Raw genomic sequence first — 17,735 nt, 5'->3', positions numbered from 1 at the left:
TCGAGGTTCTGGAGGGGGAGCGGGCTGGCGATCGCTGAGGACGCACGCGCACCCGGCTCGGAATGGACTTGGTTTCGACGCACGCGGGCGGGGTCACGCGCTCGGCGCGGCCTCGGTCACCCGGCGTGCGGACCCCTTGGGGCACGCGTGTCAGTGGATCACGCGGAGGATCGTAACAAGCGGCGGGGTCGATCTCCAAGACACCGGGTCAGCGGAGCTCGACCACGCGATCGCACGCGGCGGCCACCGACTCGTCGTGCGTGATCACCAACGTCCGGAGCCCTTCGGCGGCGGCCCACACGTCGCGCATGAGGGCCGCGGCGGTGTCGTGGTCGAGGTGCTCGGTGGGCTCGTCGAGGATGAGCAGGTCGCGCTCGCCGACGAGGACCCGCGCCAGCGCGAGGCGCCGCCGCTCGCCACCCGACAGCGTCGAGCCGGCCTCGCCGATCACGCGGTCGAGCGGCAGGTCGAGCCCCGCCCGGCGCAGCGCGTCGGCGACCTGCTCGTCGGTGGCGTCCTTGTTGCCGATCCGCACGTTCTCGGCGACGCTCGTGGCGAAGATGTGCGCGTCCTGCGCCAGGTAGCCGACCCGGCCGGCGCGCTCCACCTCGCCGGCGAGCGGCGGGATGAGCCCCATGAGGGTGGCGGCGACGGTGGTCTTGCCGACACCCGAGGGCCCGACGAGCGCCACCTTCTCGCCCGGGGCGACGATGAGGTCCAGCCCCTCCTGCACCGGAGCCCCGCCGGGCCAGCCGACGGTCGCGTCCGCGAGCTGCACCGCGACCCCTTCGCCGGGTTCCACGTCGCCGGTGCCGACGGGGTCGGCGTCGAGCACCTCACGGACGCGGGACATGGCCGCTTGGCTGCGGGTGAACGTCTGCGCCGCCTTCGCGAAGTCCTGGAACACCTCGTGCAGCGCGAGCGGGGTGAGGACGAGGACGGCGAGGAGGCGGGGGCCGAGGTCGCCCGCCGCCACCGCGTTGCCGCCGATCCAGAGGGCGGCCACGACGGCGATGCCGGCGGCCAGGATCTGGGCCGCGGTCGCCACGCCGCGGACCCAGGCGCCGCGCTGCTCCTGCCGGCGCAGCCGGTCGTCGACCTCCAGCAGCCGGCCCAGCGCGGCGCCGTCGGCCCCGTTGGCGAGCAGGTCCGGGCCGGCGAGCGCGAGCTCGCGCGCCCCGTCGGCGAGCGCGCCGCGGTCCGCCACCGACTCCCGGTCCACCCGCAGCGATGCGCGTTGTGCCCACCACGGCACCAGGACGCCCGCGAGGATCGCGCTCAGCAGGAGCACCAGCGAGCTGGCGACGTTGAACCGCGCGAGCATCACCGTGGTGCCGAGGATCACCAGCGACGCCGACAGCGCCGGGATCGCGACGCGCACCACGAGGTCCTGCACCGCGGCGACGTCCTGGACGATCCGCGTGAGGAGGTCGCCCTGCCGCCGCCCGATGAGGGTGGTGCGGGAGAGCTTGTCGTACGTGCGCGAGCGCAGGACCGACTGCATCCGCAGCGCGAGGTCGTGCCCGACGAGCCGCTCGACGTAGCGGAACGCGCCTCGGCTGATGCCGAACGTGCGCACGCCCACGGCGGCCACCTGCAGGTACAGCACCGGCGGGAACTCCGCGGCCCGGGAGATCAGCCACGCGGACACGCCCATCAGCGCCACGGAGGAGGCCGACGCGGCGGCGGCAAGGAAGGTCGCCAGCGCGAACCGCGCCCGGCCCTTCGGTACGGCGTCGAGGAGTTCGAGGACAAGTTTGCGCATCAGACGCCCGCCCACTCGACGACGCGGTCCGCGGCCGCCAGCACGGCCGGCCGGTGGGAGACGATGAGTGCCGACGCCCCGGAGTCGCGCACCGCCGCGATCACGAGCGCCTCGCGGTCCGAATCGAGGCCGGCGGTGGGCTCGTCGAGCACAAGCAATCTGGCCCCGTGCCGGATCCGCCGCAGCGCCCTTGCCAGCGCCACCCGTCGCCGTTCGCCGGCGGACAGGCCCTCGCCGTCGTCGGCGATCGGCTTGCCCGGCCCGAAGTCGGCCCCCGCGGTGGCGAGGGCGGCGGCGATCTCCTCGTCGGTGGCGTCCGGGGCGCCGAGCCGCACGTTGTCCGCGACGGTGCCGCGTACCAACCCGGGGTTCTGGGCCACGTAGGCGACCTGCGCGCGCCAGGACGCGAGGTCGAGCTCGGCCAGGCTCACGCCGTCGACGGTGACGCGCCCCTCGTCGGGGGCGAGAAAGCCCATCGCCATCGCGAGGGCCGTCGACTTCCCGCCACCCGAGGCCCCCGACAGGGCGACGACCTCGCCCGGCGCCACCTCGAGCCGGAAGCCGTCCAGCACCCGGCGGTCCGTCCCGGGGTAGGCGTAGCCCACCCCCTCGAACCGCAGCGCGCCGCCGGTCGGGGCCGGGCGGGTGCCGCCGTGCGACGGGGCAGCGTCGATGATGTCGAACGCCGCGTCGGCCGCGGCCATCCCGTCGACCGAGTCATGGAAGTGCGTGCCCACCTGCCGCACCGGCAGGAAGGCTTCGGGCGCCAGGATGAGCACGAACAGGGCCGTGAAGAAGTCCACCTGCCCGTAGACGAGCCGGAAGCCGATCGTCACCGCCACCACCGCCACCGACAGCGACGCCAGCAGTTCCAGCGCCAGCGACGAGATGAACGACACCGTCAGCACCTTCATCGTCGCGCCGCGGTAGCGCTCCTCGTTGAGGTCCACGCCCCGCTTCTGCGCGCGGGCCCGGGCGAAGGCCTGGAGCGTCGGGAGGCCGGCGATGAGGTCGGCGAAGTGGTTCGCGAGCCGGTCCGCCACCGCGAACGAGCGCTTCGTGGCCTTCTCCGTCGTCCAGCCGATCAGCACCATGAAGATCGGGATGAGCGGCAGCGTGAACGCGATGATGAACGCCGACGGCCAGTCCAGCAACAGCACCAGCCCGCCGACGAGGAACGGCACCGTCGCCGCCAGGCCCAGCTGGGGGAGGTACTTCGAGAAGTAACCGTCGAGGTCGTCCAGGCCGCGGGTGACGATCCGGATCAGCGACGAGGAGCTCGCGGCCCCGACGGGGGTGGCGAGGTGGGCCGCGAGCACGTCGCGCCGCAACTGCGACTTCACCGCGGCGGCGGACCGGTGCGACAGCCAGGAGTTGAGCCAACCGAGCCCGGCCCGCGCGAGGAACACGCCGCCGAGCGCCAGCAGCAGCACCGGCCAGCCCTGCGGGAGCCGGCCGACGGCGAAGGTGGCGGTCACCCCGTCGGCGATCAGCCACGCCTGGAGGATGATCAGCACCGCGGTGAGGATGCCGACGAGGACGGAGGCGAGCAGGTAGCGCCGCGTGGCCCGGGCGCGCCTGAACAAGCGGGGGTGGATCGGTCCGGTCATCGCCTCTCAGTCTCTCACCGTGCGGAAAATGGGAAGGGGCGCGGCGCCTTCCGACGCCGCGCCCCTTGAGATGGTTGGTCAGGCCGCCATCGAGGCGAGCTTGTCCTCTGGGATGGACTTCGTGCTGAGCCGCTTCCGGAAGACCCAGTAGCTCCACGCCTGGTAACCGAGCACCAGCGGCACGAAGACCACCGCGGCCACCGACATGATCTGCAGCGTCGTCTCCGACGAGGCGGCGGTGAGCATGTTGAGGCGGTCGCCGACGGGCACCGAGGTGTCCTGCGCGAAGCCGAGATTGCCGTACATCTTGAGGAAGATGCCGACGAACAGCGTCACGATGCTGAGCCCCGTCGCGATGAACGCCCAACCGTCGCGCTCCTTCGTGACGAGCACCACCGACGCGGCCAGCGCGGCCACCGAGATGATGCCGACGGCCCAGGTGAGGACGGTGAAGTCGCCGAACTCGGAGGTCGCCGGGTACGCGAGGTTCTGCCAGACGACGAACACGGCCAGCAGCGCGACGGCCACCCAGCCGACCTTCGTGCCGAACGCCTTCGCCCTCTCGTGCATCGTGCCGGACGTCTTCAGCGCGAGGAACGCCGACCCGTGCTGCACGAACAGCGCCAGGAACAGCACGCCACCCAGGAGGGCGAACGGGCTGAACAGGCCCCAGAAGGAGCCATCGAAGAGGAGGCCGTCGTTGGGCATGCCGATGATGAAGTTGGCGAAGCCGACGCCGAGCACCAGCGACGGCAGGAACGAGCCGACGATCGCGAACCAGTCGAGCATGTTGCGGTAGCGCGACGTGTGGTGCTTGCTGCGGTACTCGAAGGCGACGCCCCGGAGGATGAGGCCGACGAGGACGAGCAGCAGCGGCAGGTAGAGGCCGGAGAACAGCGTCGCGTACCAGCCGGGGAAGGCCGCGAACATGGCGCCGCCCGCCGTGATCAGCCACACCTCGTTGCCGTCCCACGTGGGTCCGATGGTGTTGACCATGACGCGGCGTTCCTTGTCGTTCTTGCCCAGGATGGGCAGGAGCATGGCGACGCCGAAGTCGAAGCCCTCGAGGAAGAAGAAGCCGATCCAGAGGACGGCGATCAGCAGGTACCAGACCAGGACGAAGGTCGGGACGGTGGTTTCGAGCAAGGGGAACATGTCTGGAAACCTCTCAGTACGCGAACGACATCGGCTGGTCGGGATCGTCCACGACTTCCACCTTCTGCACCTCGGGCAGGCCTGCCTTCGTGTACTTCAGGAAGAGCCACAGCTCGAGGACGGCGAGCCCGCCGTAGAGGAGCGTGTAGACGACCATGGAGAAGATCACCGCGCTGGGCGACACCGTCGGCGAGACGGCGGTGGCCGTGGGCAGCACGCCCGCGACGATCCAGGGCTGGCGGCCCATCTCGGTGAAGATCCAGCCGAACGCGTTGCCCGCCAGCGGCAGGAGCGGCAGCCCCCAGGCGCCGAGCGTCAGCCACCAGGCCGGCTTCGGGCTGCCCTTGCGCAGCCAGAGCAACATCACCGCGGCGATGCCCATCGCCGCGAAGCCCGCGCCCATCATCAGGCGGAACGTCCAGTAGCTGATCGCCACGTTGGGCACCGGGTCGAGGTCCATGAAGGACCGCTGGATCTCGGGGCTGATCTCGCCGCGCTCGATGGCGGCGGCGACCGCGGCCTGCAGCGCCTGCTGGGAGCCGTCGTTCATGCGGAACCCCTCGGTGCGGTACTGCTCCTCGAGGTCGTTGATGCCCTGGACGGTGTCGTGGCCGGCGAGGATGCTGAGCAGCCCCGGCACCCGGATGAGGTGGACGCCCGACCGGCCATCGAGCGCGCCGATCGTCAGCACCGAGAAGGACGCGTTGGTCTCGGTGTCGAACAGGCCCTCCGCCGCGGCCATCTTCATGGGCTGGGCCTCGGTCATCGCCTTGGACTGCATGTCGCCGGTGATGACGACGAACAGGCCCGAGATGAGCAGGACCCAGGCGCCGAGCTTCGACGCCCAGCGCCAGCTCGCGACGTGGTTCTCCTCGTCGGTGGTGACCCCGTCGGCGATCTGCTTGTTGAGCCGTGCGAGGTGCCAGAACGAGACGCCCGCGACGACGCCACCGCCCACCATGTAGGCCGCGGCGATGGTGTGCGGGAAGGTGGCGAGGAACACCGGGTTGCTGAACAGCGCGAGGAAGCCGCTCACGCCGTCGATCTCCGCCCGGCCGGTCTCGACGTTGAACACCGAGCCGACGGGGTTCTGCATCCACGAGTTGGCGGCGAGGATGAACACCGCCGACAGCATGGTGCCGAACGCGGCCGCGTAGATGGTTGCGAGGTGGACCTTCTTGGGCAGGCGGTCCCAACCGAAGATCCAGAGGCCGATGAAGGTGGACTCGAGGAAGAAGGCGAGCAGGGCCTCGAGCGCCAGCGGGGCGCCGAAGATGTCGCCGACGAACCGTGAGTACTCGGACCAGTTCATGCCGAACTGGAACTCCTGCACGATGCCGGTGACGATGCCCAGGGCGAAGTTGATGAGGAACAGCTTCCCGAAGAACTTCGTGAGCTGGAGGAATCGGTCCTTGCCGGTCTTCACCCAGACGGTCTGGAGAATCGCGACCAGCATCGACATGGCGATGGTGATCGGGACAAACAAGTAGTGATACACGGTGGTGATCCCGAACTGCCACCGCGCAAGCGTCACTGCGTCCATGACCAGCACGGTACTACCACAAGTCGTGTGGAGGCCAACCGGGGGGTCGGCCTAAGCGGTCGGGGGCGCGTCCGCGTGTGGCTGCGGATGGCCCGCAGGCCGGTTTGTCTCCCTATGATGTCCCCATGGTCTCGCGCGGTGAACTGGAACAACGGGTGATGGAGATCCTCTGGGAATCCTCCGAGTCACGCTCCGTTGCCGACGTGCACGCCATCATGAACGAGGAGCGGGAGCTCGCCTACACGACGGTCATGACCGTCCTCGACCGGCTCGCCAAGAAGGGCCTGGCCCGCCGCGAACTGGTCAATCGCGCCTGGCAGTACGAGCCGGCCGACCCGCAACACGCCGTCGTGGCCCGCGAGATGGCGGCGCTGCTCGCCGGGCTGAGGCCCGCCGTTCGGACCGAGGCGCTCGTCGAGCTCTCCAAGTCCCTCTCCGACGAGGACCGCGCGGCCCTGCACGCGAGCTAGTCGCGCTCCTCCAACAGCTGCCGCTTCTGCGCCAGGGCCTCCTCGAGGACCGCCTCCCAGCGCTTCCGCTGTTGCTCGGCGTTGTCCCTGGGCGGCTCGCCGCTGTGCAGTTCCAAGGCCTCCTCCCGGATCTCCACCGACTTCTCCATCGCCTCCCGCACGTTGTCCTCGGTCTCGTCGAGGGACTCGCGCAGGGCCTCGGTGGACATCGTCGCCGCGAGCGCCGCCCGCTGCTGGGCGACGTCGAAGTCCGCCTCGGGCCAGCGGGCGCCGAGGTCAACCATCGCGCGGGTGATGATCTCGGTGATGGCCACCCGGGAGTACCACTTGCGGTCGGCGGGGATCACGTACCAGGGCGCGTGCTCCGTGCTCGTGAGGCGGAACACGTCGGCGTAGGCGGCCTGGTACTGGTGCCATTTCGAGCGGGTGTCGAGGTCGCCGGGGGAGTACTTCCAGTACTTGTCGGGGCGGTCGAGGCGCTCCATGAGCCGCTTGCCCTGCTCGTCGTAGCTCACCATGAGCGCGAACTTCAACACGGTCGTCCCGCCGTCGACGAGTTCCTTCTCGAACTGGTTGATCTCGTCGTAGCGGCCGCGCCACACCTCCTCGGGCACGATGCTGTCCACGCGCTGGACGAGGACGTCCTCATAGTGGGAGCGGTCGAACACTCCGATGCGGCCGGCCCTGGGCAGCGCCTTGCGGATGCGCCAGAGGAAGTGGTTGGCCGCCTCCTCCTCCGTCGGCACACCGAAGCTGCGCAGCTCCACGCCCTGGGGGTCGACCATCCCCATGACGTGCCGGGCCACGCCGCCCTTGCCGGCCGTGTCGAGGCCCTGCACGACGCACAGCACCGACCGCGTCCCGCCGGACCGGCCCTCCGCGTAGAGGCGCTCCTGCAACTCGCTCAGCAGCTCGCCGCGCTGCTCCATCAGCGATTCGCCGTCCTTCTTGTCGCCGTCGAAGACGGGGGTGCCGCCGGGGTCGAACAGGGCGAGGTCGAAGTCGGGTCCGGCGCGCAGGGCCTCGCGCGGGTCGGTGGTCCAGGTGCTCATGTGCGTGTCCGTCAGTTTTCCCAGGTGCCGACGGTGTAGCCCCGGGCCAGCACGTGTCCGCGGGTGCAGAAGGCGGCCATCGTCGCGGTGGCGTTCTCGTCGAGGTCCAGGACGGTGTCGAGCGCGTGCACCGTGAAGAAGTAGCGGTGCGGGCCGTGTCCCTCCGGCGGTGCGGAGCCCAGGTAACCGTGGCCGCCGCCGTCGTGCCGGAGCGTGATCGCCCCGTCGGGCAGCGCCGTGGAGGCGCCCCGCTCGAGGGAGCGGAGGTCCGAGGGCAGGTTGATCACCGACCAATGCCACCAGCCGGCGGGGGTGGGGGCGTCGGGGTCGAACACGTGGAGGTAGATCGACTTCGTGCCCTCCGGTACCTCGGACCACGACAGCTGGGGCGACACGTCCTTGCCGCCGTTGCCGACGAACTCGGCCGTGGACTCGAGCGGCAGCTTGCCGCCGTCGGAGAAGTCTTCGCTCGTGACGCTCAACTCGGCGCCACCATCGATGCCTGCGTATGGGTCTCTCATGGGCACTACTTCACCAACTGTTCGGGTCATCCGCAGGCAAAGGGCGATAACTTGGCGATTCGGCACATTGACTGCCCCGGAGGCCCGACTTACCGTGAGAATCCGGGGCTGCGGACCCGCCCGGCTCCGGCCAAGAAGCCTGGAGGCCGAAATGACACGTTTCCGCTTGCTTGCCCTCATGGCAGTCCTGCTGAGTCTCGGACTCGTCGGACCCGCCCACGCCGTCACCACCTACACCGCCCAGCTCAGCGGGGCGAACGAGGCGAACCCCGTCGTCACCCGCGCTCGTGGCGTGGCAGTACTGCAGCTCTCCGCCGACGGCACCGAGCTTAAGTACCGCCTGGTCGCCTCCAACATCGATGACGTGACGATGGCGCACATCCACGTCGGCGCGGTGGGTGTGAATGGCCCCTTCGTCGCGTGGCTCCATGGTCCGTCGGCCGACGGCGGCACCCAGAACGGCGTCCTCGCCACCGGCACCATCACCGACGAGGACCTCGTCGGTCCGCTCGCGGGGATGACGCTGGAGGACCTCGTCGCGCTCATCGAGTCCGGTGACGCCTATGTCAACGTGCACACCGTCGCCAATCCGGGCGGCGAGATCAGGGGCCAGGTGGGCTGATCCCTACCCGGGAACGCCCACCGAGGCGAGCGCCTCCCGCGCCTGCGCGGGGCGCACGGCACCGACGAGCCGGCTCAGCACCCGCCCGCCGCCGTCGACGACCAGCACGGTGGGCGTGCGGGTGATGCCGTAGAGGTCGGCGAGGTCGAGCCGCTCGGCCACGTCGACCTCGAGGTGCGCCACGCCCTCTTCCGCTCCGGAGATCTCGCCGAGGACCCGGCGCACCGACTTGCAGGGGGCGCAGAACTCCGACGAGAACTGCACGAAGGTCGCCCGCTCGCCCAAGTGCGGGCCGAAGTGTGAGGGCGCCGTCGCGTCCCGGGCGGCGACGGCGCGCGCCCGTCCGTCGGTGAGCGTCCGGTGGACGCCGAACGCCGCCACCAGCGCGACCACGGCCAGCAGCACCCAGAGCCCCGTCATGCCGCTGCCTTCGCGCCCAGCCGCCGCCCGAGCAGGTAGAGCTCGCAGCCGAGGCAGAAGTCGAAGACGGCGTTGAGGAGCGCCGCCGCGAGGGCGAGCCCGACGGCGACGTAGAACAGCCACGCGACGCCGGCGAGCGCTCCGACGAGGGCGAGAACCGCGAAGCCCAGGCCGACGGCCTGCGCGAACCGCGGCGGGCGGGGGTCCTCGAGGTCGGTGGGGGGACGCAGGCGCGGGCGGACGAACCGGGCGTAGAGCCAGCCCCAGGGCTGGTACTTCAGCCCGAGCAGGGCGCCGGCGGCGAAGGCGATGGTCTGGACGACGAGCAGCCAGAGCCCAGCGGCCGGGCCGAGGACGAGTGCGACGCCCAGCAGGACGGCGGTTACTGCGGCGCCGAAACGGGGGCCGCGGGGATCGATGGGTTGGAAAGTGGCGGCAGCCATGGTGGTCTCCTCGGGAGGCGGCGACGGTGGGGCGCAGTGCGCCCGTGGACGTTCGGTGGCGAGCCGGAGGCGTGGCCTCGACAGCTCTCGGGGTCGTCGCTCAGCGACAACACGAACAACAGCACCGGCGCGCGTCGACGATGCTCGTCGCGGTCTGCCGGTACTGGGTCATGCCGAGAATGTTACGTGTTCAACCATCGACGGCCAAGGTCGTCTCGGAAACGGCACTCGGCCGCGGCGATCGGTGGATCGTCGCGGCCGAGTGGGTTTGGATCAGTTGGTGCCGGGGCGCTGCTTCGGCGACATCTGGTAGGTGCGCTCTGCGTCGGTGACCGCGACGCCGGCGAGGGTCTCGTTGACGGCGTCCCAGAGGTCGTCGCTCAGCGGCTTCTCGATGGCCTTCACATTCTCGGCCACCTGCTCGGGGCGGGAGGCACCGATGATGGCGGAGGCGACGTTGGGGTTGTGCAGGACCCACGCCAGCGACAGCTGGACCATGCTGAGGCCCGCCTCGTCGGCGATGGGCTGCAGCTTCTGCACCGCGACGAGCGTCTCCTCCTGGGCAAGCGTGTTCTTGATCATGCTGGCGCCGCCCTTGGAGTCGGTGGCGCGGGAGCCCTCGGGGTACGGCTCGCCCGGCTTGTACTTGCCGGTGAGCACGCCCTGCGCGACGGGGGAGAACACGATCTGGGAGATGCCCAGTTCCTCGGAGGTGGGGACGATCTTCTCCTCGATGACCCGCCACAGCGCCGAGTACTGCGGCTGGTTGGTGACGAGCTGGATGCCGAGCTGGCGGGCCAGCTGGTGCGCCTCGCGAAGCTGCTCCGACGTCCACTCGCTGACGCCGATGTAGAGCGCCTTGCCCTGACGGACGATGTCGGCGAACGCCTGCATCGTCTCCTCGAGGGGGGTCTCGTAGTCGTAGCGGTGGGCCTGGTAGATGTCGACGTAGTCGGTCTGGAGCCGCTGCAGCGAGCCGTTGATGCCCTCCATGATGTGCTTCCGGGAGAGACCGACGTCGTTCGGGCCCTTGGGGCCGATGGCGTTGAAGACCTTGGTGAAGATCTCCAGCGACTCGCGGCGCTCGCCCTTCAGCGCCTCGCCGAGGACGGATTCCGCGACGGTGTTCGCGTAGACGTCGGCGGTGTCGAAGCTGGTGATGCCGGCATCGAGCGCGGCGCGGACGCACGCCGTCGCGACATCGTTCTCCACCTGCGACCCGTGGGTCAGCCAGTTGCCGTACGTGATCTCGGAGATCTTGAACCCGGAGTTGCCTGCGTAGCGATACTTCATGCTGGCCAGCCTAGTCGCGAGCGGGCCGCGGCGGGGTTTACCTGCCTCCGTAGAAGGCACCTGCCTCCGGTCTGATTCACCCGTCTAGGTAGGCAGGGGAATCGCACCGGAGGCAGGTGGCTTGCGCTGGGGCCTCGCCCGACGGGTCGGTCAGCCGACCGAGAGGCGGATCTCGTTGTTCCAGGGGTCCATGACGCTGAGCGTCTGGCCGTCGAAGGTCGGCTGGTGGCCGGCGCCGCGCAGGCGGGCCGCGGTGGTGTCCAGCTCCTCCTTCGTCGGCACCAGGATGTCGACGACGCCCATGCCGAGCGTCGACGAGCGGGGGTTGGCGCCGCGGGAGTTCCATACGTTCATCGCCATGTGGTGGTGGTAGCCGCCCGCGGAGACGAACAGCGCCTGGCCGCCCATGAGGAAGGTCTGGTCGAAGCCGAGGTCGTCGACGTAGAACTTGCGGGCGGTGGGGATGTCCCCGACCTGCAGATGCACGTGGCCGAGCTCGCCCTTGGCCTCCTGGTGCGATGCGTCGCTGAGGTGGGTGACCATGTACTCGTTGGGGTCGACGTAGAGGGTGTCCATCTGGACCTGGCCGTTCACCCAGTTCCACTGCTCCCGGGGGCGGTCGTGGTACAGCTCGACGCCGTTGCCCTCCGGGTCGGTGAAGTAGAACGCCTGGCTGACGAGGTGGTCGCCGGCGCCGGTGTAGGTGTGCGGGAAGTGGCGGGCCATGCGCTCGATGGCACCGGCCAGCCCGGCCTGCTCCTGGTAGAGCACGGCGGTGTGGAAGAGGCCGGCCGAGCCGCGCGGGGCGGGACGGAGGTCCTTGGCCTCGGTGAGGCGCACCACCGGCGTGCCGTGGAGGCCGAGCGTCGCCGCGCCCTTGTCCTCGCTGATCGGCGTCAGGCCGATGCCCTTGGTGTAGTAGTCGAACAGAGTGCCCATGTCACGGACACGGAGTTCGAGGCGGCCCATGCGGGTATCTGCTGCAAGACTCATGCCTCCATCATACAGTTTAAGTTTCAACTATTCAACATGGCTGGGATCCGCTCGGTGCTCAGGCTGGTGTGCCGGGCGACGTCCGTCACGCCCAGCGTCTCGGCCTTCGCCAGCCAGCCCGCGCGCGTTGCGTCGTCGCTCCAGTCCACGCCGCCGAACCGGGTCACACGCACCGGCTTGATGCCGCTGAAGCCGAGGATGTGCCTCGCGATGACCTTCGACGGGTGGTCGCCGGTGAGGCGGAGCATCCAGTCGGGCGTGTCCGAGGTGATCAGGAGTCGCCCGGTGCGGCCGGCCAGCAGCCCCTCCGGGATGCCGCCGCGGACCCCGAGCCTGGCCAGCGCCGGCGGGAGCGGGTTGTAGCGGTACGCCCAGTGCCGAGCGAAGACGCGGTCGAAGAACCCCTTCAGGATGGCCGGCATCGAGGCCCACCAGGTGGGAGTGACCACGACGAGGTGGCTCGCCGCGAGGATGCGCTGCCGCGCGTCGACCAGGTCCGGCTCGAGGTCATCGGGGCCGGTGAGCCCGAGGCTCAGTGAGGGGTCGAAGTGCAGGTCCCGGACGGCCAGAAGGTCGGCCGATGGGTTGCCGGCGACGTACCTGGCGGCGAGTGCTGCGCACAGGGATTCGGGGTTCGGGTGGCCGTCGATGACGAGGGTGGTCATGGTCGCTCCTGGATTGAAGTGGGCGGTGTCAAGAATGTGGACAGTGCCAAGATCGTCCACACGAGAACGTTGCCGTACGATGTTGCGTGTGTCAAGATCGAGCTATCACCATGGCGACCTCGCCCACGCGTTGGAGGCGGCCGCCATGGCCCTGTTGGCCGAGCAGCCGGCGGCCTCCATCAGCCTGCGCGAGGTCGCGCGTCGCGCCGGGGTGAGCCACAACGCGCCCTACCACCACTTCGGGGACCGAACGCAGCTGCTCAAGGTGCTGGCGGAGCGGTCGATGGCCGACCTGGTGGCGGGGCAGCGGGCCATAGAGGAGAAGGGGCTGGAACCGCGAGAGCAGGCGCTGCGACTGGGGCTCGACTACATCGACTTCGCGCTGGAGAGACCGCACGCGTTCGCCGCGATCTACGACCCCACCATCTGCGTCCCCGGTTCCCCGACGGCGACGATGGCGCCGCTCATCGAGGAGCAGGAGCAGATCCTGTACCGGGCGGCCAGGGCGATGATGCGCGAGGCCGGTGAGCGCGAACTCCAGGCGCGCGTCGCCTCCCTCTGGGGCATCGCCCACGGGCTCGCTGAGCTCGGCAGGGCCGGTCACCTCTCACCCGAGGCCTGCCGTGCCGCGCTCACGGACGCCGTCGAACACTTGGGCTGACTGCGCCGCTGGCGGTGATTTCGACCAGCGCGCAGGACTCCGTCCGGCGCGCGCTCAATCATCGGGGGTCGGCCAAGGCCCTTCGAGACGGTCGCTTCGCTCCCTCCTCAGGGGCCGGTGGGGTTGGACTACTCGGCGACGATGACGACTCCCGGGCCGGGGATGGCGAGGCGGCCGTCGTCGAGGCGACGGGGCTCGTCCCAGGCGGCGAGCACGTCGCCGGTGAGCGGCACGTCGACCTCGCGCTCGGCCCGCGTGACGGCGACGGCGAAGCCCGGCCGGTGCAGGACCAGGGTGTCGTCGTCGACGATCTCCGCGTGGGTGGCGCTCAGGCTCGGGTCCATGGCGCCGGGCAGCTCCCGGCGCAGGCGCAGCAGGGTGCGGTACCAGTCGAAGACGCGCTGGTGGGAGCGTTGCGACACCTCCTCCCAGCGCAGCTTCGAGTTGATGAACGTCGACTCCGCCTGCGGGTCGGGCACGGTGTCCGCCCAGCCCATCGCCTCGAACTCGCGCGCCCGGCCGGCGGTGACGTGCGGGCCCAGCTCCGGGCCGAGGTGGCTGAAGAAGGGGAAGCGGCTCGTCGCGTTCCACTCCTCGCCCATGAAGACCAGCGGCGTGAACGGACCGAGCAGGTACAGCGCCGCCGCGGCCGCGTAGGCGCCGGGCTCGAGCGACTGCCCCACGCGGTCGCCGACCGCGCGGTTGCCCACCTGGTCGTGGTTCTGGATGAACACGACGAAGGAGTGCCCGTCGTAGAGGTCGCTGTCGCGGTCGACCGGCGTGCCCCATGCCTTGTCGCGGAAGGTCGAGTGGCCGCCGTCGTGGACGAACACCTCGGTGAGCGCCTTCGCGAGCACGTCGACGGAGCCGAAGTCGACGTAGTAGCCCTGCCGCTCGCCCGTGAAGAAGCTGTGCAGCGCGTGGTGCACGTCGTCGGCCCACTGCGCGTCCATCCCGCGCGCGTCGGGGGAGGACCCGGTGGGGGAGACCATGGCCGGCTGGTTGAGGTCGGACTCCGCGGTCACGAACAGCGGACGCCCCAACTGGGCCTCCCACTCCCGCGCCCGGTCCGCGATCTCCGCGAGGAAGTGGTAGTCGGAGTCGTCTTGGAACGCGTGAACCGCGTCGATGCGGAACCCGTCGATGCCGAACAGGAACACCCACTGGTGCATCGCGCCCAGCAGGAAGTCCCGCACCTCGCGCGACCCCTCGTCGTCCAGGTTCACCGCCGGGCCCCAGGGCGTCTCGTGGCGGTCGGTGAAGTACGGCCCGAACTCGGCCAGGTAGTTGCCCTCGGGCCCGAAGTGGTTGTACACGACGTCGAGCACGACCCCCAGCCCGCGCGCGTGGCAGGCGTCGACGAACCGCACGAACGCCTCCGGGCCGCCGTACGCGTCGTGCGTGGCGTACTGCCCGACACCGTCGTAGCCCCAGCCGCGGCGGCCGGCGAAGTCGTTCACCGGCAGCAGCTCGACGCCACCCACCCCCAGTTCGACGAGGTGGTCCAGCTGCCCGATCGCGTCGTCGAAGGTGCCCCCAGCGGTGAAGGTGCCGACGTGCAGCTCGTACAGCGCCTTGCCGCGCAGTTCGACGCCCTCCCAGCGGGGGCGGTCGAAGACCGCGGGGTCGACGATGCGGCTCTCGCCGTGCGGGCCGTCGGGTTGGTGCAGCGACCGCGGGTCGGGGCGCACCGGCCCACCGTCAAGGCGGAAGCCGTACCGGTCCCCCGGCGCCAGGGGCTCGGCCCGCCACCAGCCGCCCGCACCTCGCTCCATGGACCGCATCCCGGCGTTCACGGACAGCTCGACGCGCTCGGCGTTCGGCGCCCACACTTCCGGTCGGGTGATGTCTCGCATGCGTGCCACCTTTCCAGACGCTCAGTCCAGCTCGGCGTCCGCGGGCACCAGCAGCGCGACGGGGTGGTCGGCGAGGATGTCCGCCAGCGGCGTCTGCCCGCCGGGGACGACGCGGCCCGTGAACAGGTCGCGGAACTCGCCGTCGGGGAGGAAGACCGTGTGGTCGCCCCAGCCGTCGCCGACGGAGTTGAGCAGCCTCGTCGCAATGGTGATGGAGGCGATGTCGTCGTCGACGCCGCGGCCGAACGCGACGACGTGCCCGGTGGTGGCGGCGATGCGACGGTACGCGGCGCGGGCTCCGCGGTACGCGTCCGCGTGCTCCCGACGATGCCGCAGCGCCCGGCTGGTTACCAGCAACTTCTCCGCGTCGAGGTCGGCCACCACGCCCGCGTCGATGGCGCTCAGCATCCCCGCCTGGCGGTAGAAGTCGACAGGACGGCGGTTGTCGGGGTCGACCAGCGAGAAGTCGACGACCTCGCAGCCCTGGTAGACGTCGGGGACCCCGGGCATAGTCAGCTGGATCAGCTTCTGGCCGAGCACCGTGGCCCGGACGGACTCGTACGTGAGCCGCGTGTAGTCATCCAGCGCGGCGACGACCCGCTCGTTGGTGAGCGCCGACGTCGCCAGCCCGAGGATGGCCTCCTCGTAGTGATCGTTCGGCTCGGTCCAGTTGGTGTGGGTCTTCGCCTCGCGCATCGCCTTCGTCAGGTAGGCCGACAGCCGCTCGGGCGAGATGGGTGCGGTCCCCGCGTGCGTGCCGGGCAGGCTCCATGTGGCGGCGAGCGTCTGCCACATGAACAGCTCCGTGGCCCCGTCGACGAGCTCGCTGCGGTCCTCCGCGGTGGCGGCCCGCAGTTCCTGCAGGCACGTCTCCCACTCGCGCCGGTACTCGGTGAGCGCGGCCAGCCGGGCGCGGACGTCCTCGGAGCGCTTGGTGTCGTGCGTCGACAACGTGGTCATCGTGTCGGGCCATTGCTGGCCGAGGAACTCGCTGAAGTCGTGGAACACGTCGGGGGAGAGGCCGATGATCGTCGGTTCGGTGCCCACCTCGTTGACCGCGAGGAAACGGTTCCAGCGGTAGAAGGCGGTGTCCTCCTTGGACTTGGCCATCACCGGCCCGCAGGTCTGCGCGAAGCGGATCATGAACTCCGCCCGCAGCACCCGCGAGTCGTCCCGCTCATCGGGAAGCTGGGTGGTGACCTCCTCGTCGGCGACGGTGGGGAGCGTCTCCGCGCCCTGCCCCTCCTCGCCGGTGCCCGGGTCGCCAGACGCGAGGGCGACGATGAGCTCCAGGGTGTCGAGCTCGTCGGCCGCGAGGTACGGGCGGGCGCGCTCGGCCGCCTCCTCGAGCACCTCCCGGTCGGCGTCGGAGGCGGGGCGGCCGGGCTCGAAGTAGGCGCGGTAGCGGTCCATGCCGAGCAGCAACTCGGTGATCGCGCGGTAAATCTGCCGACGGGTGTGGTCGCGGAGCCGGATGTCCCCGTCGCAGATCTTCACGACGATCGAGGTGAGCCGGTTCACCTCCGTGAACAGCAGGTTGCTCACCACCTCGCCCTTCGCCTTCAACAGCTCCGCCTGGAAGCCCTGCGCGGCGTCGGCCGCGCGCTCCCAGATGTCGTTGAGCCGCGGCAGCGCCGCGGGGTCGTGGAACAGGCCCATGATGCGCAGGAGGGCGTCGTAGCCGGTGGTGCCCGCAGCCTCGAAGTCGTCCGGCAGCACCTCGTCGTACTCGAGGATCTTCTCGGCGACGACCCAACAGCCGCCCGTCGCGCGCTGCAGGTCCGCCAGGTAGCCGCGGGGGTTGGCGAGCCCGTCGATGTGGTCGATGCGGAACCCGTCGATCAGTCCCTCGCGGTGCAGGTCGAGCAGCAGGCGGTGGGTCGCCTCGAACACGCTCGGGTCCTCCACGCGCACCGCGGCGAGCGTGTCCACGTCGAAGAATCGGCGGTAGTTGAGCTCGTCGGCGCCGACCCGCCAGTACGCGAGCCGGTACCACTGCTGCTCCAGCAGCTGCTCGATCGGCAGCTCCTCCGTGCCCGGCCGGACGGGGAAGACGTGGTCGAAGTAGACCACCACGGGCTGCGGCGACGACCCGCCCGCGTGCGGCACGTCGCGGATCTCCAGGCGGATGTTGCCGGCCGCGAGCTCCTTGCCGATCTTCTCGCCCAGCACGGGCATGAGGATGGCCTGGTCGCCGGAGAGGTCCATGTCGAACCAGTGGGCGTACTCCGAGTCCGCACCCGTGCGCATGACTTCCCACAGGGCGTGGTTGTGCCACAGCGGGGTGGGCACCGACATGTGGTTCGGGACCACGTCGACGATCAGCCCCAGCCCGTGCTGGTGCGCGGCCGCGGCCAAGCGCCGGAACCCCTCCTCGCCGCCGAGGTCGGCGGAGATGTGCGAGTGGTCGACGACGTCGTAGCCGTGCGTCGAGCCGGGCGCGGCCTGCAGGATCGGCGAGCAGAACAGGTGCGTCACGCCCAGCGACGCGAAGTACGGCACCTGCGCCACCGCGTCGTCGAACGTGTAGCCCGCGTGGAGCTGGAGCCTGTACGTGGATGCCGGTGTGTTCACCTGCCCCAGAGTAGAGGACGGCCAATCCAAGGGGTTTCCTGAGTCTTGGCGGTCCGTCGCGGCCGAGCCGTTGACCAGCCAGAATGCGAAAA

Annotated in this window: 16 protein-coding genes; 3 read left to right on the top strand and 13 right to left on the bottom strand. The window is 70.3% G+C overall.

All coding sequences use genetic code 11. The features are described from left to right. Nucleotides 1-208: 208 nt before the first annotated feature. The 4 genes from cydC to BLR46_RS00760 all read right to left on the bottom strand — a co-directional run bounded on the left by cydC (nucleotide 209) and on the right by BLR46_RS00760 (nucleotide 6,073). Nucleotides 209-1,765, bottom strand: coding sequence for a thiol reductant ABC exporter subunit CydC (gene cydC, locus BLR46_RS00775; RefSeq protein WP_093247993.1), 1,557 nt, complete (start codon nucleotides 1,763-1,765; stop codon nucleotides 209-211). After that, nucleotides 1,765-3,375 (bottom strand): thiol reductant ABC exporter subunit CydD, encoded by a 1,611-nt coding sequence (cydD, locus tag BLR46_RS00770; protein WP_093247991.1) that lies wholly within the window; start codon nucleotides 3,373-3,375, stop codon nucleotides 1,765-1,767. The genes cydC and cydD overlap by 1 nt, the downstream gene beginning before the upstream one ends. Before the next feature lie 78 nt (nucleotides 3,376-3,453). Next, nucleotides 3,454-4,530 (bottom strand): cytochrome d ubiquinol oxidase subunit II, encoded by a 1,077-nt coding sequence (cydB, locus tag BLR46_RS00765; RefSeq protein WP_093247989.1) that lies wholly within the window; start codon nucleotides 4,528-4,530, stop codon nucleotides 3,454-3,456. Nucleotides 4,531-4,543: 13 nt separating this feature from the next. Then, nucleotides 4,544-6,073: a cytochrome ubiquinol oxidase subunit I gene (locus tag BLR46_RS00760; protein WP_093249473.1), complete on the bottom strand. Its 1,530-nt coding sequence runs from the start codon at nucleotides 6,071-6,073 to the stop codon at nucleotides 4,544-4,546. A 125-nt stretch (nucleotides 6,074-6,198) separates the two neighbouring features. Between BLR46_RS00760 and BLR46_RS00755 the strand changes: the two genes are divergently transcribed. Then, on the top strand, nucleotides 6,199-6,543 hold the full coding sequence (locus BLR46_RS00755; RefSeq protein WP_093247987.1) for a BlaI/MecI/CopY family transcriptional regulator: 345 nt from the start codon (nucleotides 6,199-6,201) through the stop codon (nucleotides 6,541-6,543). Here the strand turns inward: BLR46_RS00755 and BLR46_RS00750 are convergent. Then, nucleotides 6,540-7,595 (bottom strand): PPK2 family polyphosphate kinase, encoded by a 1,056-nt coding sequence (locus BLR46_RS00750; protein ID WP_093247977.1) that lies wholly within the window; start codon nucleotides 7,593-7,595, stop codon nucleotides 6,540-6,542. The two genes, BLR46_RS00755 and BLR46_RS00750, sit on opposite strands and share 4 nt — an antisense overlap. An 11-nt stretch (nucleotides 7,596-7,606) precedes the next feature. After that, nucleotides 7,607-8,116, bottom strand: coding sequence for a YbhB/YbcL family Raf kinase inhibitor-like protein (locus tag BLR46_RS00745; protein ID WP_093247973.1), 510 nt, complete (start codon nucleotides 8,114-8,116; stop codon nucleotides 7,607-7,609). Nucleotides 8,117-8,294: 178 nt separating this feature from the next. Between BLR46_RS00745 and BLR46_RS00740 the strand changes: the two genes are divergently transcribed. Beyond that, nucleotides 8,295-8,738: a CHRD domain-containing protein gene (locus BLR46_RS00740; RefSeq protein WP_093247971.1), complete on the top strand. Its 444-nt coding sequence runs from the start codon at nucleotides 8,295-8,297 to the stop codon at nucleotides 8,736-8,738. A gap of 3 nt (nucleotides 8,739-8,741) precedes the next feature. Here BLR46_RS00740 and BLR46_RS00735 read toward each other — a convergent pair whose 3' ends face one another. The 5 genes from BLR46_RS00735 to BLR46_RS00715 form a co-directional block, all read right to left on the bottom strand. Beyond that, nucleotides 8,742-9,158 carry a thioredoxin family protein gene (locus BLR46_RS00735; protein WP_093247967.1) on the bottom strand — a complete coding sequence of 139 codons (417 nt, stop codon included), beginning with the start codon at nucleotides 9,156-9,158 and terminating at the stop codon, nucleotides 8,742-8,744. After that, entirely contained in the window at nucleotides 9,155-9,601 is a 447-nt protein-coding gene (locus BLR46_RS00730; protein WP_093247966.1) for a DUF4395 domain-containing protein, read from the bottom strand. The genes BLR46_RS00735 and BLR46_RS00730 overlap by 4 nt, the downstream gene beginning before the upstream one ends. A 273-nt stretch (nucleotides 9,602-9,874) precedes the next feature. Further along, nucleotides 9,875-10,894, bottom strand: a complete 1,020-nt coding sequence (locus BLR46_RS00725) for an aldo/keto reductase family protein (RefSeq protein WP_093247965.1) — start codon at nucleotides 10,892-10,894, stop codon at nucleotides 9,875-9,877. Between the two features lie 150 nt (nucleotides 10,895-11,044). Then, nucleotides 11,045-11,887, bottom strand: coding sequence for a VOC family protein (locus BLR46_RS00720; protein WP_093247964.1), 843 nt, complete (start codon nucleotides 11,885-11,887; stop codon nucleotides 11,045-11,047). 23 nt (nucleotides 11,888-11,910) lie between these two features. After that, nucleotides 11,911-12,552, bottom strand: a complete 642-nt coding sequence (locus BLR46_RS00715; protein ID WP_093247963.1) for an NAD(P)H-dependent oxidoreductase — start codon at nucleotides 12,550-12,552, stop codon at nucleotides 11,911-11,913. An 88-nt stretch (nucleotides 12,553-12,640) separates the two neighbouring features. Between BLR46_RS00715 and BLR46_RS00710 the strand changes: the two genes are divergently transcribed. Continuing rightward, nucleotides 12,641-13,213 (top strand): TetR/AcrR family transcriptional regulator, encoded by a 573-nt coding sequence (locus BLR46_RS00710; RefSeq protein ID WP_218118270.1) that lies wholly within the window; start codon nucleotides 12,641-12,643, stop codon nucleotides 13,211-13,213. A 128-nt stretch (nucleotides 13,214-13,341) separates the two neighbouring features. On the opposite strand, the gene treZ is transcribed toward BLR46_RS00710, so the two are convergent. Then, a complete protein-coding gene (gene treZ, locus BLR46_RS00705) occupies nucleotides 13,342-15,069 on the bottom strand; it encodes a malto-oligosyltrehalose trehalohydrolase (RefSeq protein ID WP_093247962.1) in 1,728 nt (575 codons plus the stop codon). 21 nt (nucleotides 15,070-15,090) lie between these two features. Beyond that, nucleotides 15,091-17,643: a malto-oligosyltrehalose synthase gene (treY, locus tag BLR46_RS00700; protein ID WP_245701423.1), complete on the bottom strand. Its 2,553-nt coding sequence runs from the start codon at nucleotides 17,641-17,643 to the stop codon at nucleotides 15,091-15,093. Nucleotides 17,644-17,735 lie beyond the last annotated feature (92 nt).

Origin of the sequence: Tessaracoccus oleiagri, assembly GCF_900103275.1 — a bacterium.
Lineage (GTDB): Bacteria > Actinomycetota > Actinomycetes > Propionibacteriales > Propionibacteriaceae > Arachnia > Arachnia oleiagri.
The sequence above is the reverse complement of the archived record's forward strand: the minus strand, read 5'-3'. Positions and strand labels throughout refer to the sequence as shown.

Bases quoted from the DNA above. Each gene is read 5' to 3' on its own strand.
- cydC (WP_093247993.1), bottom strand. From the start codon at position 1,765: ATGCGCAAACTTGTCCTCGAACTCCTCGACGCCGTACCGAAGGGCCGG.
- cydD (WP_093247991.1), bottom strand. From the start codon at position 3,375: ATGACCGGACCGATCCACCCCCGCTTGTTCAGGCGCGCCCGGGCCACG.
- cydB (WP_093247989.1), bottom strand. From the start codon at position 4,530: ATGTTCCCCTTGCTCGAAACCACCGTCCCGACCTTCGTCCTGGTCTGG.
- BLR46_RS00760 (WP_093249473.1), bottom strand. From the start codon at position 6,073: ATGGACGCAGTGACGCTTGCGCGGTGGCAGTTCGGGATCACCACCGTG.
- BLR46_RS00755 (WP_093247987.1), top strand. From the start codon at position 6,199: ATGGTCTCGCGCGGTGAACTGGAACAACGGGTGATGGAGATCCTCTGG.
- BLR46_RS00750 (WP_093247977.1), bottom strand. From the start codon at position 7,595: ATGAGCACCTGGACCACCGACCCGCGCGAGGCCCTGCGCGCCGGACCC.
- BLR46_RS00745 (WP_093247973.1), bottom strand. From the start codon at position 8,116: ATGAGAGACCCATACGCAGGCATCGATGGTGGCGCCGAGTTGAGCGTC.
- BLR46_RS00740 (WP_093247971.1), top strand. From the start codon at position 8,295: ATGGCAGTCCTGCTGAGTCTCGGACTCGTCGGACCCGCCCACGCCGTC.
- BLR46_RS00735 (WP_093247967.1), bottom strand. From the start codon at position 9,158: ATGACGGGGCTCTGGGTGCTGCTGGCCGTGGTCGCGCTGGTGGCGGCG.
- BLR46_RS00730 (WP_093247966.1), bottom strand. From the start codon at position 9,601: ATGGCTGCCGCCACTTTCCAACCCATCGATCCCCGCGGCCCCCGTTTC.
- BLR46_RS00725 (WP_093247965.1), bottom strand. From the start codon at position 10,894: ATGAAGTATCGCTACGCAGGCAACTCCGGGTTCAAGATCTCCGAGATC.
- BLR46_RS00720 (WP_093247964.1), bottom strand. From the start codon at position 11,887: ATGAGTCTTGCAGCAGATACCCGCATGGGCCGCCTCGAACTCCGTGTC.
- BLR46_RS00715 (WP_093247963.1), bottom strand. From the start codon at position 12,552: ATGACCACCCTCGTCATCGACGGCCACCCGAACCCCGAATCCCTGTGC.
- treZ (WP_093247962.1), bottom strand. From the start codon at position 15,069: ATGCGAGACATCACCCGACCGGAAGTGTGGGCGCCGAACGCCGAGCGC.